This window comes from Microvirga sp. 3-52 (genome assembly GCF_018383585.1).
Lineage (GTDB): Bacteria > Pseudomonadota > Alphaproteobacteria > Rhizobiales > Beijerinckiaceae > Microvirga.
Genome location: NZ_JAHAMK010000012.1, coordinates 60,538 through 75,882, shown reverse-complemented (window position 1 = coordinate 75,882; position 15,345 = coordinate 60,538). Strand labels below are relative to the sequence as shown.

Annotated in this window: 13 protein-coding genes; 7 read left to right on the top strand and 6 right to left on the bottom strand. The window is 65.7% G+C overall.

The window, feature by feature from the left end:
- The first annotated feature begins 187 nt into the window (after positions 1-187).
- Together KHP60_RS11740 and KHP60_RS11735 are read left to right on the top strand one after the other, a co-directional pair.
- Positions 188-1,873, top strand: a complete 1,686-nt coding sequence (locus KHP60_RS11740) for a methyl-accepting chemotaxis protein (RefSeq protein WP_213564198.1) — start codon at positions 188-190, stop codon at positions 1,871-1,873.
- 125 nt (positions 1,874-1,998) lie between these two features.
- Positions 1,999-3,198 carry a multidrug effflux MFS transporter gene (locus tag KHP60_RS11735; RefSeq protein WP_213564196.1) on the top strand — a complete coding sequence of 400 codons (1,200 nt, stop codon included), beginning with the start codon at positions 1,999-2,001 and terminating at the stop codon, positions 3,196-3,198.
- Here KHP60_RS11735 and KHP60_RS11730 read toward each other — a convergent pair.
- Together KHP60_RS11730 and KHP60_RS11725 are read right to left on the bottom strand one after the other, a co-directional pair.
- The gene (locus tag KHP60_RS11730; RefSeq protein WP_213564193.1) at positions 3,183-3,533 is read right to left on the bottom strand and encodes a DUF1330 domain-containing protein; all 351 of its coding nucleotides are present in this window, start codon (positions 3,531-3,533) and stop codon (positions 3,183-3,185) included. The two genes, KHP60_RS11735 and KHP60_RS11730, sit on opposite strands and share 16 nt — an antisense overlap.
- A 164-nt stretch (positions 3,534-3,697) precedes the next feature.
- Entirely contained in the window at positions 3,698-5,827 is a 2,130-nt protein-coding gene (locus tag KHP60_RS11725) for a transglycosylase domain-containing protein (RefSeq protein WP_213564191.1), read from the bottom strand.
- A 148-nt stretch (positions 5,828-5,975) separates the two neighbouring features.
- On the opposite strand from KHP60_RS11725, the gene KHP60_RS11720 reads away from it, so the two are divergent.
- Entirely contained in the window at positions 5,976-7,229 is a 1,254-nt protein-coding gene (locus tag KHP60_RS11720) for a sodium:proton antiporter (RefSeq protein WP_213564188.1), read from the top strand.
- Between the two features lie 24 nt (positions 7,230-7,253).
- On the opposite strand, the gene KHP60_RS11715 is transcribed toward KHP60_RS11720, so the two are convergent.
- From KHP60_RS11715 to KHP60_RS11705, 3 genes are all read right to left on the bottom strand, one after another.
- Entirely contained in the window at positions 7,254-8,696 is a 1,443-nt protein-coding gene (locus tag KHP60_RS11715; RefSeq protein WP_213564176.1) for a UdgX family uracil-DNA binding protein, read from the bottom strand.
- Between the two features lie 202 nt (positions 8,697-8,898).
- Positions 8,899-10,113 (bottom strand): putative DNA modification/repair radical SAM protein, encoded by a 1,215-nt coding sequence (locus KHP60_RS11710; RefSeq protein ID WP_213564174.1) that lies wholly within the window; start codon positions 10,111-10,113, stop codon positions 8,899-8,901.
- 230 nt (positions 10,114-10,343) lie between these two features.
- Complete coding sequence (locus KHP60_RS11705; protein ID WP_213564172.1) at positions 10,344-10,970, bottom strand: PRC-barrel domain-containing protein; 627 nt, start codon at positions 10,968-10,970, stop codon at positions 10,344-10,346.
- A gap of 202 nt (positions 10,971-11,172) precedes the next feature.
- Here KHP60_RS11705 and KHP60_RS11700 point away from each other — a divergent pair, with 202 nt between their 5' ends.
- The 3 genes from KHP60_RS11700 to KHP60_RS11690 are packed head-to-tail and all read left to right on the top strand — an operon-like array spanning position 11,173 to position 14,048.
- Positions 11,173-11,718, top strand: a complete 546-nt coding sequence (locus tag KHP60_RS11700; protein WP_213564168.1) for a TRAP transporter small permease — start codon at positions 11,173-11,175, stop codon at positions 11,716-11,718.
- A 5-nt stretch (positions 11,719-11,723) separates the two neighbouring features.
- Entirely contained in the window at positions 11,724-13,031 is a 1,308-nt protein-coding gene (locus KHP60_RS11695; protein WP_213564166.1) for a TRAP transporter large permease, read from the top strand.
- A 33-nt stretch (positions 13,032-13,064) separates the two neighbouring features.
- Positions 13,065-14,048 (top strand): TRAP transporter substrate-binding protein, encoded by a 984-nt coding sequence (locus KHP60_RS11690; RefSeq protein WP_213564164.1) that lies wholly within the window; start codon positions 13,065-13,067, stop codon positions 14,046-14,048.
- A 116-nt stretch (positions 14,049-14,164) separates the two neighbouring features.
- On the opposite strand, the gene KHP60_RS11685 is transcribed toward KHP60_RS11690, so the two are convergent.
- Positions 14,165-14,587, bottom strand: a complete 423-nt coding sequence (locus KHP60_RS11685; protein ID WP_213564162.1) for an OsmC family protein — start codon at positions 14,585-14,587, stop codon at positions 14,165-14,167.
- Between the two features lie 94 nt (positions 14,588-14,681).
- Between KHP60_RS11685 and KHP60_RS11680 the strand changes: the two genes are divergently transcribed.
- Positions 14,682-15,326, top strand: a complete 645-nt coding sequence (locus KHP60_RS11680; RefSeq protein ID WP_213564161.1) for a DUF1345 domain-containing protein — start codon at positions 14,682-14,684, stop codon at positions 15,324-15,326.
- The last annotated feature ends 19 nt before the right edge of the window (positions 15,327-15,345 follow it).

Here is a 15,345-nt window from a genome sequence, read left to right as displayed (position 1 = left end):
TTCCCGGATCGCCTGAGAGCGTCTGGAATGACATCCGTTCCCACTCCCATTGTTTCCATTGGACAATTTATCGGTTTTTTAACCGGCGCCCCGCAGACATGCCGTTAGGGCAATAGACCTGACGCGTGTCGATCCAGCCGCTCTCCCAGAGCTGGACGTGCCGTCGGTCTGCAGGGGCATGATTTCAATGACACTGAAGAACTTCTCGATTCCGCAGAAGGTGATTGCGGTCGTTTCGCTCATGGGGCTGGTCGCCGCCATGATCGCCGTGGTGGGCTGGCGCGAGACGTCCAAGCTCAAGGACGCGATGGAGATCGTGGGCCTGCGCGAGGAGGCCGCGCGCGAGGCCATGGACCTGCGCGTCGACATCATCGCCATCAGCCGGATGACCTATCAGGTCGCGCAGCAGCCGAACAAGGCTTCCGATTTCAGCACCGAAGCCGACCGCCGCACCAAGGAAATGCTCGACCGGTTCAAGACGCTCGAAGCCGTCGCGGATTCGCAGGAGAAGACCCTGCTCGGCGAGATGCGGGCGGCCCTGAACGTCTATTTCGACGTCATCCGCTCCATGATCAAGGTAGCGGCATCCGACAAGGGCGCCGACCAGGCGGCCATGAACGCCGAGGTCGAGAAGGGCCTCGCCTCTCAGCGTACCGTCACCGACACGGTCAAGGCCTACAGCACCTACACGGCGAAGAAGCTCGCCGACATGCGCTCCGCCGCTGAACAAGGCGCGAATGTCGCGATCCAGCTCCAGATCGGCGTTGCGGCCATCGGCCTGGTCCTCGGCGTGCTGATCAGCCTCCTGATGACGAAGTTCAGCATCGTGTCGCCCCTGCGCACCCTGACCTCGGCCATGCGCCGCCTGGCGGACGGCGATCTCGCGGTCGACCTGCCGGCCGGCAACCGCAGCCGCGACATCGGCCTGATGATCGAGACCGTGCAGGTCTTCAAGGATCGCATGGTCCGCAACAGGGCGCTGGAACTCGAGGCGGTTCAGGCCCGCGAGGCCTCCGAGGTCCAGCGCAAGCGGATGATGACCGAGCTGGCCGAGACCTTCGACAGCGCCATCGGCGAGATCATCCAGTCGGTGTCGACGGCAGCCGGCCGCATGCAATCGACGGCGGAGCAGCTGACGAATTCCGCCCAGGCCACGTCTTCGCGCTCCACGGCCGTTGCGGCGGCAGCCGAACAGACCTCGGCCAACGTGCTCGCCATGTCGAGCGCCACCGAAGAGCTCGGCGCCTCCGTGAGCGAGATCAGCCGCCAAGTCGAGCAATCCGCCGTCATGTCCCGCGAGGCCGTGCAGGCCGCGACCCTGACGACCGAGATCGTCTCGCAGCTGAGCGCCGCCGCCGACCGGGTCGGTGCGGTCATCGACATGATCTCGGCCATCGCCGGCCAGACGAACCTCCTGGCGCTGAACGCCACCATCGAGGCCGCCCGCGCCGGGGAGGCCGGCCGCGGCTTCGCCGTGGTGGCGACCGAAGTGAAGTCGCTCGCCGACCAGACCTCGAAGGCCACGGCCGACATCTCGAGCCAGATTGCCGCGATCCAGACCTCGACCTCGCAGGCCGTAGAGGCGATCAACGGCATCACCCAGCGCATCCAGGCGATGAGCGACGTGTCGAGCAGCATCGCCATGGCGGTGGACCAGCAGGGCGCCGCCACGCAGGAGATCGTCTCCTCCGTCAACCAGGCCTCCGCGGGCACGGGCGAAGTGACGGCCAACATCAACAGGGTGGCCCAGGTGGCCGAGCAGACGGAGACGGCCGCCCATCAGGTGCTGACATCGTCCTCGGCGCTCGTGGGCCAGGCGGAGCATCTGCGCAACCAGGTCAACAACTTCCTGGCGACCGTCCGCGCCGCTTGAGCGTCGGACCCAAAAGCGGAAGGCACTTTTGGGATCCATCCGATGCGCTCAAGGCCCGCTAAAACAGATGACAGGCACGCCGTTTCGGCCTAACCCGGCGTGCCTGTCATTGTTGAACCCATTTCATGCTCAAACCCGATACGCTGGCCCTCACCGTCGTCCTGGCGCTTCTCACCGCGCTCGGGCCCCTCTCGACGGATATGTATCTGCCTTCGCTGCCTGCGATCGCGGCGGGACTTGAGGCGACCACGGGACAGACGCAGCTCACTCTCTCGGCCTTCCTTCTCGGCTTTGCCGCAGGGCAGTTCTTCTACGGGCCGATCTCCGACCGGATCGGGCGCAAGCCCGTGCTGCTCTTCGGGCTTCTGCTCTTCACGCTCGCGAGCCTGATTTGCGCGCTCTCGCCCAACATCGAAACGCTGATCGGCGCCCGCTTCCTGCAGGCCCTCGGCGCCTCCGGCCCCATCGTGCTCGGGCGCGCCATCGTGCGCGATTTCTACGAGGGCCCGCGCGCCGGTCGCGAGCTGTCGCGCATGGGCACGATCATGGGCGTGGTACCGGCGGCCGCTCCGATCCTCGGCGGCGTGATCGAGCGCTTCACCGGCTGGCGCGTGACCTTCGGGGTGATGATCCTGTTCGGCTTGAGCCTGGCGGCCGTCATCGTGCTGCGCATGCCGGAAAGCATCCGCCGGAAATCGGATGTGCCGATTTCGTTTCCGGGAATCCTGCGCGGATTCAGGCTTCTGCTGGGGCACGCCGGCTACCGGACCTATGTGGGTCTCTCCATGCTCACCTATGGAGGCCTGTTCGCCTTCATCTCAGGCTCGTCCTTCGTGCTGCAGAAGATCTATCACCTGGACGAATTGTCCTTCGCCTTTTCGTTCACCTTCGTGGTGGCGGGCTTCATGACCGGCACCACGGCCGCGCAGCATCTCGTCGGGCGCTACGGCCTCGACGGCACCATCAGGCTCGGGGTGACGTGCCTGGCGCTCGGCGGCATCACCATGCTGGCTCTGGTGCTAGCGGGCGTCCCGTCGTCCTTGAGCATCAGCGCCCCCATGGCGATCTATGGCGTCGGCGTCGGCCTCACCATGCCGCAATCCATGGCCTCGGCCCTGATGCCGTTTCCCGATCGCGCCGGCGCGGCCTCGTCCCTGCTCGGGATCTGCCAGATGACCTTCGCGGCCATCGTGGGCATTCTTCTGGGGCGCAATCTCGACGCCTCCGCGATCCCCTTGCCCGCCACCATCGCCACCACGGGCGTTCTGGCGCTCGCCCTGTTCCTGGCGACGGGACGGGCGCGGGGACATCAGCCCAGGGGCTGATCCATCATCGGGATCCCGGCCAGGACATCGGTGGCCTTGTGATCCTCCGAAACGCCGTCCATGAAGAAGATGGCGCCCCGGGAGTTCTTCGTGCGCAGGGGCAGGATCCGCCGATAGGCCGGCGAGTCGTACCAGGCGCGGATGCGTTCCTTGTCCGGGAACTCGATCACGATCAGATCGCCCGACCAGGAGCCCTCCACCACCGACACAGGTCCTCCGTGAATGATGAACCGCCCACCGAACGGCGCGAGGGTTTCATCGATGCGCTTGAGGTACTCGACGACGTCCGGACCGACATTCACATCGTGCAGGTGACCGATCGCATAGGCAGGCATGGCGTGCTCCTTCTTGAGTGATGAAGCGAGCATGCCCCCGCGAGCGAGCGTTGGCGATTACGTGACAGGTAATGATTTGAACGTTTTCCGAGCGCAACCCACGGTCATTCCGGGCCGTGTCAGCGGAGCCCGAAACGACAGTGTGGGAACCGGAACCCAGACGTTTAAAGCCCGAACAGCTTCTCGAAGAAATTCTTCTCGCGGCTGGCGCGCCGCTGGGGAGCGGGCTGAGGCGGGATCCAGGCATTGTCGCCGTTGCCCGCATTGGCGTAGCGGGGATCCTGTCCGGCACCGGCCACGGGCACATCGTCCCGGAAGCGCTCGCTGCCCGGAAGCGCCACAGGCTGCTGGTCCTTGAGGGCGATCTTCATGAAGTTGTGCCAGACCTCCGTCGGCAGGTTGCCGCCGGTGACGCGCTTGGTGAGCGCGCCGTCGTCGTTGCCGAGCCAGACGCCGGCCACGAGGCTGCCGGAAAAGCCCACGAACCAGGCATCCTTGTAATCGTCGGTCGTTCCGGTCTTGCCGGCGAGCGACCAGCCGGGGATCTGCGCCTTCCGTGCGGTGCCGACCACGAAGGTGTTGTGCATCATCTCGTTCATCATCGCGACGACACTGCGGTCGATGACGCGGCCGAGGCCGCCCGAGCCCGGGCGCTTGTAGACCAGCTTGCCGTCCGTGGTCTTCACCTGGGTGATCACGTAGGGAACGACCCCGGTGCCGCCGTTGGCGAAGGCCGCATAGGCGCTCACCAGCTCGAGCGGCGTCACCTCCGACGTTCCGAGCGCGAGCGAGCCGTTGGCCTGCAGCGGCGAGGAGATGCCGAGCCGCTGCGCCGCCTGCACCACGGCCTTCGGCCCGACCTCCATGTTGAGCTTCACCGCGATGGTGTTGAGCGAGAGCGCCAGGGCGTCGCGCATGGCGATGGGCCCGCGATACTTGCGGTCGTAGTTTTTCGGCGCCCAGCCGCCGTAATTGACCGGGCCGTCCTCCAGAACCATGTCGGGCGTGTAGCCGCGCTCCACGGCGGCGAGATAGACGAAGGGCTTGAAGGACGAGCCCGGCTGGCGCCGCGCCGCGGTGGCGCGGTTGAACTGGCTCGTCTCGTAATTGCGGCCGCCCACCAGGGCCTTGACGGCGCCGTCCGGCTGCATGGCCACGAATGCGCCCTGGCTCACGTTGAACTTCTGGCCCTTGGCGTCGAGCTCGTCCACGAGAACGCGCTCGGCCGCCGCCTGCATGGAGGGTTCGATGGTGGTGGAGACCACGATGTCGGATTCGACGTTGCCGACGAAATCGTCGAGCACGTCCATCACGTAGTCGGCGGCGTAATTGGCGGATCCCGCGCCGTTCGGGCGCACGGACTCGGCCGGGGTGCCGAGCGCCGTCTTGGTCATGCCCGGCGTGATGAAGCCGAGCTCGTTCATGGCCGCGATCACCAGTTCCGCACGGGCCTGCGCACGGTCGGGATTGCGGTTGGGGGCAAGGCGCGAGGGCGATTGCACGAGGCCCGCCAGCACGGCCGCTTCCGCAAGCGACACGTTGCGGGCGGACTTGCCGTAATAGCGCTGGGCCGCGGCCTCGACGCCATAGGCGCCGGCGCCGAAATAGACCCGGTTGAGGTAGAGCTCGAGAATCTGATCCTTCGAGTAGTTGCGCTCGAGCCAGAGCGCCAGGATCGCCTCCTGGATCTTGCGCGAGGCGGTGCGCTCCTGGGTCAGGAAGAGGTTCTTGGCGAGCTGCTGCGTGAGGGTCGAGCCGCCCTGCAGGCCGCCGCGATGCGCGAGATTGCGGTAGACCGCGCGGCTGATGCCGACGGGATCGATGCCGAAATGGTCGTAGAAGCGCCGGTCCTCGATGGCCACGAAGGCCTTGGGCAGGTAGGGCGGAAGCTCCTTGAGCGTGACGGTCCGTCCGCCGGTCTCGCCGCGATTGGCGAGAAGCGAACCGTCGCTCGCCATGATGGCGATGTTCGGCGGGCGCTTGGGCACCGTGAGCTGGTCGATCGGCGGCAGCTGCGAGGCGTAATAGGCGACGACGCCGCCGACGCCGATGACGCCCCAGAGGCAGAGCACGAGGCCTGCATAGACGAGCTTGCTGAGGAGAGACCGGCCACCCTTGCGCTTGGGCTTCCTGGGCTTGGCGGCGCGGCGCGGCCCGCCGCCGTTCGAAGAAGCTCGCCTGCGCGCCATGGTCCCCCCAGCCCGGTCCTCGGGCGAGAGGCGAAAGTCCAGCTCCCCCGCTTCCCCAGCGGGCGCATCGAAGACCGGCTCTCGCCGGTCACGTCCGTTCGCCACCTCTAAAACCCCGCATCGACATGGCCGGTATATCGTCCGGCCTTTCATGCTCTGGAGCACCCTAATTGTGGCGGTTTAAGGGGCAGTTAACACCGATTAACCCGCCGCCTGCCGGAACTGCGGAGTCTTGAGCGGCGTTCGCTGCCTGATGAGCGCATATGTGGTCGTTCTGGCGGGATTCGGGGTGGTGGTGCTGCTGACCGCCTGGCTTCCGATGGTTCTCAGGCAATTGCCCCTGTCCCTGCCGATCTTCTGCGTAGCCCTGGGCGCGCTGATCTTCGCCTTTCCCGACCTTCCGGGCATCATGCCGCATCCCAACGAGGAACTCGCCGTCGTCGAGCACTTGAGCGAGTTCGTCGTGATCATTTCGCTCATGGGCGCGGGCCTGAAGATCGACCGGCCCTTCGGCTGGAAGCGCTGGCGGCTGACCTGGCGGCTTCTGGGCATTGCCATGCCCCTGACGATCCTCGGCCTCGTCTGGCTGGGCGAGAACCTGTTGGGCCTGAGCCTCGCGGCCGCCGTTCTGTTGGCGGGGGCGCTGGCGCCCACCGACCCGGTGCTGGCGAGCGACGTGCAGGTCGGACCGCCGATGGACCGGGAGGAGGACGAGGTCCGCTTCACCCTCACGTCGGAAGCGGGTCTCAACGACGGCCTAGCCTTTCCCTTCGTGCTGCTGGCCATTGCCATCGCAGACGAGACGAGCGAGACCAGCGTCGCGGCGTGGATTGCCTATGCGATCGTGTGGAAGATCGTTGCCGGCATCGGCATGGGCTACCTGGTCGGTCGGGCGCTCGGCTGGCTCACCTTCCACCTGCCGAATCGCGCCAAGCTGTCGCGCACCGGCGCCGGCTTCGTGGCGCTCGGCATCACCTGCGTGGCCTATGGTCTGACCGAGATGGTGAGGGGCTACGGCTTTCTTGCGGTCTTCGTCGCGGCTCTGGCCCTGCGCGCCACGGAGCCGGGGCATGACTATCACCAGAAGCTGCACGATTTCGCGGAGGAACTCGAGCGGCTCATGATGATGGTGCTGCTCGTCCTGCTCGGCGGCGCCATGACGGGGGGAGGGCTCCTCGCCGCGCTCACATGGCAGGCCGCCGCCTTCGGCCTTCTGGCGCTGTTCGTGGTGCGACCGCTCGCCGGCTGGATCGGCCTGATCGGAACCGATCCTCCCCCGGGCGAGAAGGCGGCGATCAGCTTTTTCGGCATCCGCGGCATCGGCTCGATCTACTATCTCGCCTATGCCCTGCAACATGGGACATTCGGCAATGTGCCTCTTCTCTGGAGCACGACGGGATTCATCATCCTGGTCTCCATCGTGCTCCATGGCATCACCGTCACGCCCACGATGCGGCGGCTCGATCTGCGCCGGAAGCTCGTCGAGCGGAAAGCGGCGAGAGCTTAGACGAGGCCCGGCCGCGGCGATCGCCTATTCCGCCGCCAGCGGCAGCTCGCCCGTTTCCAGATCGGCCTGCGCGAGATCGTGAACGCGGCGCAGGTCGTTGAGGAACGCCTCGTAGGCCTCCCGCTTCGTCGCCTCGTCGGGCAGGCGCAGCAGATAGGAGGGGTGCACGGTGACATAGCCTTCGTAAGACCCGAACCGGGCGCGTCCGCGCGAGCGGGTGATCGGTGTGGACTTGCCGGTGAGCGCCAGAAGGGCCGTGCCGCCGAGCGCCACGACGAGCTTCGGCTTCACCAGTTCCAGCTCCTTCATGAGCCAGGGCCGGTAATGCTTCACCTCTCCGGCCGTGGGCTTGGAATGGATGCGCCGGTGGCCGCGCTGCTCGAATTTGAAGTGCTTGACCGCATTGGTGAGATAGACATCCTTGCGGTCGATTCCGGCCTCCGTCATCGCCTTGGTGAAGAGCTTGCCGGCAGGTCCCACGAAGGGCCTTCCCTGCAGATCCTCCTGATCGCCCGGCTGCTCGCCGACGAAGACGATCTCCGCATGCGCCGGGCCCTCGCCGAACACGGCCTGGGTCGCCCCCGGCACGAGCGGTCCTGCCTTCGCGATGACGGCGTTGAGCTCCTTGAGGCTCTTCGGCTCCTGATCCCACATGGCTTCGAGAGCGCGCTCCGGGGTGCGTTTGGTGGGCATCGTCGCCTCCTGTTCGATCATCCGTTCAACGCGCTGGGAGGCGGTTTGGATCAGCCCGGGGATCGCGGCGGTTTCGGGCATGTTGCGCCAGTACTTCTTCGGCATCTCGGCGCGCATCGCGGTCGGGTTCACCCGGGCCGGGTTGAACACGCTCTCGTAATAGCCGCGCCAGCCCTCCTCGAAGCTGTCCTCGGCGGGGGCATCCTCCCGCTGCGCCGGCGGCCCGAAGGCCAGCTTCTCACGGTTCCAGCGCAGGGATCCGATGGGCGTGAGGATCGTCCAGTCCATGGAGCGGAACCGGTCGATGAAGAAGGGCGCGGCCGCCTCCAGGATGAAATGCTCGGGTTCGAACCAGGCGGCGAACCTCTCGAGATGCTCACCCGGCATCCGGCGGAAGCGCACGAAGGCGTGCATCTTGTGCAGGTCGCGCCGGACGGAACGCGCCATCAGGTCGATGCGATGCACGAGAGGGTCGCTCGCAATCTCGAGCAGGTCGCGCTCGCCGTTCTGCACGCGCCAGACGAGCTGATAGAGCAGTGCATAGCGCTCAGGATCATGATGGCAGACCACGTGCTCGATGAGCCGCGCCACGCCTTTCGGGATCGACACCGCCGGCGCATCGCCGGCCGTCTCCCGGCCGAAGAGGCCGGGTGCATCGTCGATGGCGAAGACCACGTGCTGCGGCGCCAGCTCCTCGGCGATCAGCCGCCGCACGGCCCGGCGGTATCCGTCGAGATCGGCGCCGGTTTTGAGGGTGATGCGGTGGAGGCTCATGGGTGTTCTCATTGGTCATTCCGGACGGTGTCAGCCGATCCGGGATCGTGTGCAGGATGGAATGTTCCCCTTGCCGTCATCACCGGCCTTGTGCCGGTAATCCCGATCCGAGAGGCGCCACGTTCCACCGGATCGGGATGGCCGGGACAAGCCCGGCCATGACATCGGGTGTCTATCCGGCAGGGGAAGGTCACAAGTCGGCTCATCCGAACAAGCTCAGCTGTTCCGGTTTCTCGATCAGCCGCTCGCGCAGGTCGAGCGTGTCGAGCTTGGCTTTCGGATGATGGTCGGCCGTGATGAGGAACGGCCTGGCGCGCTTGAGCCCCGAGGTGAGGCGCGCGACGTCTTCCAGGCGAAGCGTCGTGTGCCTGCGCGCCACCACGATCTTGTCGACCGCACGCGCCCCGAGGCCCGGCACGCGCAGCAGCATCTCGCGCTCGGCCCGGTTCACGTCGACGGGGAAGCGGTGGCGGTTCTTCAGCGCCCAGGCGAGCTTGGGATCGACGTCGAGGTCGAGCATGCCCTTCTCTCCGCCGGAGGCGATCTCGTCCACGTCGAAGCCATAATAGCGCAGCAGCCAATCGGCCTGATAAAGCCTGCTCTCGCGCATCAGGGGCGGCGGTTTCAGGGGCAGGATGGCGCTCGAATCCGGGATTGGGCTGAAGGCGGAGTAATAGACCCGCTTCATGTCGTAATGGCCGTAGAGCTTGGCCGAGGTGCGCAGCACATCGGCGTCCGTGGTTTCATCCGCGCCGACGATCATCTGCGTGGTCTGGCCGGCCGGCGAGAAGTGGCGGCGCTCCTCGCGGGCCTCCTCGATGCGCTCGAACATCTGCGCCATGGCGGTCTCGATGGAAGCGCCGTCCTTCTCGGGCGCAAGGCGCTCCAGGCTCTTTTCCGTCGGCAGTTCCAGGTTGATCGACAGGCGGTCGGCCCACAGGCCCGCCTCCTCGATGAGCCAGGGGCTCGCCTCCGGGATGGTCTTCAGGTGGATGTAGCCGCGAAAGCCGTGGTCGCGCCGCAGCTTCTTGGCCACCAGCAGCATCTGCTCCATGGTGTAGTCCGGCGACCGGATGATGCCCGACGACAGGAACAGACCCTCGATGTAGTTCCGCTTGTAGAACTCGATCGTGAGCGTCACCACCTCGTCGACGGAGAATTTCGCCCGCTTCACGTTGGACGAGCGCCGGTTCACGCAATAGGCGCAATCGAACAGGCAGTAATTGGTGAGCAGGATCTTCAAGAGCGAGACGCAGCGCCCGTCCGGCGTATAGGCGTGGCAGATGCCGCTGCCTTCCGTCGAGCCCAGGCCGCCCACGTCCGCCTTGCGCCTAGGTGCCCCGGAGGAGGAGCAGGAGGCGTCGTATTTCGCCGCGTCCGCCAGGATGCGCAGCTTCTTGGAAAGCTTTTCGTCCATGGGTCTTCCGCAGAATTGTTCTCTTTTTGTTCTAGCATGAAGATGGGGCCGTGGCGAGGGAAGAGGAGAGGGCGGGAGGTCGCATCCCGCCCTCTCGGCCCAGAATCCGTCGGGCCCCGAGCCGGGGCGGTGCCCGCAGTGGTGATCAGGCACGCTCACGTCGCGCCCTAGATCACTGGCCGCATCGGGGAGGGACCAGCGCGAGCCCCCGTCCTTTCAGGCGAATCGCTCTAGCGCGCGAACTTGAACTCCGGCGCCGACTTCAGTTGATCCTTGGTGATGTTCCCTGCCAGCACCGCATGATCGGGACCCGAGCGGGCAGCGTCAGCGGGTTGACCTGGAGCGACCGTGCCTGTGGCGGTCGGCGCAGTCGGATTGGTCCCGGGAGCCGTTGCGGTGGCAGATCCTTGCGGAGTGGCCGGGGCATTCGGCGTGGTGGCGGCCGTGCCATCCGTGGTGGAATTGGTCGCCACGGCGCGCGGCTCGTTCACGAATTTGATCTGGTCCATGGGAATGGCCACATCGCGCTCGCCGATGCCCAGGAAGCCGCCGACGCTCACGACCACGGCCTGGATCCTGCCGCTGCTGTCCACGAGCAGCTCGCTGACATCGCCGATCTTCTCGTTCTCCTGGTTGTAGACGTCCAGGCCTTCGAGCTTGGAGGCCCGCCACTGCCCGGGCTGCTCCTGCGTCAGCCAGCTGCCGGGGCCCATGCGCGCTGGTTCGTTCGCGCCGAAGCCAGGGTCTCCTGCCGACGGTCTCGGCATCGAGCCTGCGGGCTGGTTGGTTTGGGCCATGGCCGGCATGGCGATCAAAGCCGTGCTGGCCAGAGCTACGAACAAGTGCTTGGAGATCATGGATTCCTCCTGCAATCGCGACGCACCGTCACGTCTGACATCTCAACGGCGACGCCAGGGCGACGGTTCTGTCACGAAGCTGGGCATTGCCATGACGATATGCCCAAGGGCTGTGCAGTCAGGGTGGAGGAAGCGCTTGCGCCCGTCGTGAATGCCCCTAGACTTGGCCAAGCTCTCTCGCCGAACGCCCGAAACGGACTGCATGATCCGCACCATTCTCGACGGCCTCTATCTCCTTGCAGGCTATCTCGCAGGCCTGTTCCTCCTGGTGATCTTCCTGTTGATGATGGGCCTGTCCCTCGGACGGGGCATCGGCATCAACATTCCGGCCGGCGACGATCTCGCCTCCTGGTCCATGGCCGCGATGGCGTTCCTGGGCCTCGCCCACACCTTCCGCTCCGGCGAGATGATCCGGGTCGGCCTGCTCACGGACCGGGTGCGGGGGCGGACCCGGTGGTGCCTGGAGATGTTCTCCCTCGTGATCGGCTTATGTTTCGTGGGCTTTTTCGCCTGGCATGCGGTTGTGCTCACCTATGACAGCTGGCGCTTCAACGACATGGCCCAGGGCGTGCTGGCGATTCCGCTCTGGATTCCGCAGATCGGCTATGCAAGCGGCCTCGTGATCCTGTTCATCGCCTTCGTCGACGAGTTCGTCCATGTGCTGCGCGGCGGCGATCCGCGCTACGAGAAGCCGCCCGCCACCACGGCCGAAGAGGTGGTGGAGCGCGCGATCCAGAGCGGAGTGTAGGGCCGATGGAACTCATCGAGATTTCGGGCCTGCTGCTCCTGCTGCTCGCGGTGCTTCTCGCCGGCGGCGTGTGGATCGCCATCGCGCTCATGGCCTGCGGCTGGGTCGGCATGCAGTTCGTGGGCGGCGGCATTCCGGCGGGCTCGGTGCTCGCCACCACGATCTGGGGCAATTCCGCCTCCTGGACGCTGGCGGCGCTTCCGCTCTTCATCTGGATGGGCGAGATCCTGTTCCGGACGCGCCTGTCGGAGGAGATGTTCCGCGGCCTCGCGCCCTGGCTCAACTGGCTGCCGGGACGGCTGATGCACGTGAACGTGCTCGCCTGCGGCATCTTCGGGTCCGTGTCCGGCTCGTCCGCCGCCACCTGCGCGACGGTGGCCAAGATCGCCTTGCCGGAGCTGAAGAAGCGCGGCTACGACGACATGGTGAGCCTCGGCTCCCTCGCGGGCGCCGGAACGCTCGGCATCCTCATCCCGCCCTCGATCACCATGGTGGTCTATGCGGTCGCCGCCAACGTGTCGATCATCCAGATCTTCCTCGCGGGCTTCCTGCCGGGGCTGCTCGTGATGGCGCTCTATTCCGGCTACATCGCCGTATGGTCGCTGCTCAATCCGAAGAAGTCGCCGCCGCCCGAGCCGGCCATGAGCTTTCGCGAGAAGCTGAGGGAATCGACCAATCTCATTCCCGTGGCGCTCCTGATCACGCTGGTGTTTCTCACCCTCCTGCTCGGCTGGGCGACGGCGACCGAATGCGCCGCCTGGGGCGTGCTCGGCTCGCTCGCCATCGCCTGGTGGTCGGGGTCGCTGTCGTGGGACTCGTTCTGGAAGAGCGTCATGGGCACGACGCGCATCACCTGCATGATCATGCTGATCCTGGCCGGCGCCTCCTTCATGTCGACGTCCATGGCCTATACGGGCATTCCCCAGGCACTCGCCTCCTGGGTCGAGGGCCTGCACCTCTCGCCTTATGCGCTCATCGCCGCGCTCACGGTCATGTACATCCTGCTCGGCACGGCGCTCGACGGCATCTCCATGATCGTGCTCACCACCGCGGTGGTGATCCCGATGGTGAAGACCGCGGGCTTCGACCTGATCTGGTTCGGCATCTTCCTGATCCTGGTGGTGGAGATGGCCGAGGTCTCGCCGCCGGTCGGCTTCAACCTCTTCGTGCTGCAGACCATGTCGGGCAAGGATTCGAACACGGTGGCGCTCGCCTCGCTGCCGTTCTTCTTCCTGCTCGTCGCGGCGGTCGCGATCATCACCGTGTTCCCGCAGATCGTCATGGTCCTGCCGCAGATGGCCTTTCCGGATTAAGTTCGTTCACAAGAACCAGAGGGAGTAAGAACGATGAAACACATGACACGCTTCGGATTGAGCCTCGCAGGGGCGTTGCTCCTGGCGGCGCCTGCGCTGGCGCAGACCAAGTGGAACCTGCCGGCCGCCTATCCGCCGGACAACTTCCACACCGAGAACCTGAACGCCTTCGCCAAGGATGTGGCGGACGCCACCGGCGGCAAGCTGCAGGTCACGGTCCATGCCAATGCCTCGCTCTTCAAGGCTCCGGAGATCAAGCGCGCGGTGCAGACGGGCCAAGCCCAGGTCGGCGAGGTGCTGATGTCCCTGCACGAGAACGAGGATCCGGTCTACGGCCTCGACGTGGTGCCCTTCCTCGCCACCTCCTTCGACCAGTCGAAGAAGCTCTGGGACGTGCAGAAGCCGGCCATTGAGAAGAAGTTCGCGAGTCAGGGCCTGATGCTGCTCTTTGCGGTGCCGTGGCCGCCGCAGGGCATCTTCGCCAAGAAGGACATCAACACCGTCGAGGATCTCAAAGGGGTGAAGTGGCGCTCCTACAATCCCGGCACCGCCCGGATCGCCGAACTCGTCGGCGCGCAGCCGGTCACCGTCCAGGCGGCGGACCTGCCGCAGGCGCTCGCCACCGGGGTGGTCAACACCTTCATGACCTCGGGCGCCACCGGCTACGACGCGAAGGTGTGGGAATCGCTCACCCACTTCTACGACACCCAGGCCTGGATCCCGAAGAACCTGACCTTCGTCAACAAGGCAGCGTTCGACGCCCTCGACAAGCCGACCCAGGAAGCGGTGCTGAAAGCCGCCAGGACGGCGGAGGAGCGCGGCTGGAAGACGGCCCAGGAAAAGACCAAGTGGTACGTCGACCAAATGACCGCGAAGGGCATGAAGATTCAGCCGCCGAGCGCCGAGCTCAAGGCAGGTCTGCAGAAGGTCGGCGAGCAGCTGACGCAGGATTGGCTGAAGAAGGCCGGCCCCGACGGGCAGGCCATCATCGACAGCTACAAGAAGGCCGCGATGTAGGGCATTGTTGCTCTCAGACGTCATGGCCGGGCTTGTCCCGGCCATCCCGGTCCGGTGAGGCGCTATGCTTTCCGCCCGTCATCACCGGCACAAGGCCGGTGATGACGGGCGGAGGCTCAAGCCAGCGTGAAATCCATCGTGATTTCAGCGTTGAGCACCTTGGAGACCGGGCAGTTCTTCTCCGCCGCGCGGGCAAGCTCCTCGAACTTGGCGCGGTCGATGCCCGGCACGTTGGCATTGAGCGTCAGGGCCGATTTCTTGATCGTGAAGCCGCTGCCCTCCTGCTCGAGAGAGACGACCGCCTCCGTGGCAAGCTCCGTCGGGGTGAAGCCTGCGCCCTGGAGCTGGAACGCAAGGGCCATGGTGAAGCAGCCGGCATGGGCCGCGGCGATCAGTTCCTCCGGATTGGTGCCCTTCTCGTTCTCGAACCGGGTCTTGAAGGAATAGGGCGTCGACGACAGGACGCCGGAATCCGAGGTGAGTTGGCCGGTGCCCTCCTTGCCCGTGCCCTGCCAAACGGCTCTTGCCTTGCGGTTCATCCTGATCTCTCCTTTTGCGAATAGGCCCGGGGTGATCTAGGACAGGAGATCCCAGCCTCCAGAGGCCATGTTTCCTTCGGGTTGCGAGTTTGCGATGACGATCCCTCTCCAGGCCCGGCTGCGACCGCGGCTTCTCGGCTCCGCGGTCGTCACGTTCCTGGTCTTTGCCGTTCTCCCGTCGCCCTGGCCGGTGAATTCGCGGATGCTCGTGGCCTGGGACATCGGCGTGGCGTGCTATCTTCTCCTCGCCTGGATCATGGCCCTGCGCTCCTCCACGGCCCAGATGCAGAAGCGTGCGGCGCAGGAGGACGAGAGCGCGGGCGTCGTTCTCGCGCTGACGCTTGCGGCATCCGTCGCGAGCCTTGCGGCCATCGCGGTGGAGCTGACCAATATCCACGACGGCCAGGCCGATCGGCAGGGCTTCCACCTGACCATCGCGGGCCTCACCATTCTCTGCTCGTGGTTCTTCGTGCACACGATCTATGCCATCCATTACGCGCACGAGTATTACGGCGACCGCGGCGAACGGCGCGGCCTTGCCTTTCCGCATGAGGGAACGCCCGATTACTGGGACTTCCTCTACTTCTCGTTCAATCTCGGTGCGGCGGCCCAGACCTCCGACGTGGTCATCGTCTCCAAACGCATGCGCCGTCTGGCGCTCGCCCACACGATCCTGTCCTTCCTCTTCAACACCACGATTCTTGCGCTGGCGGTGAATGTCGGCGCAGGATTGCTCTAGATCGATTCCCCTCCAGGCT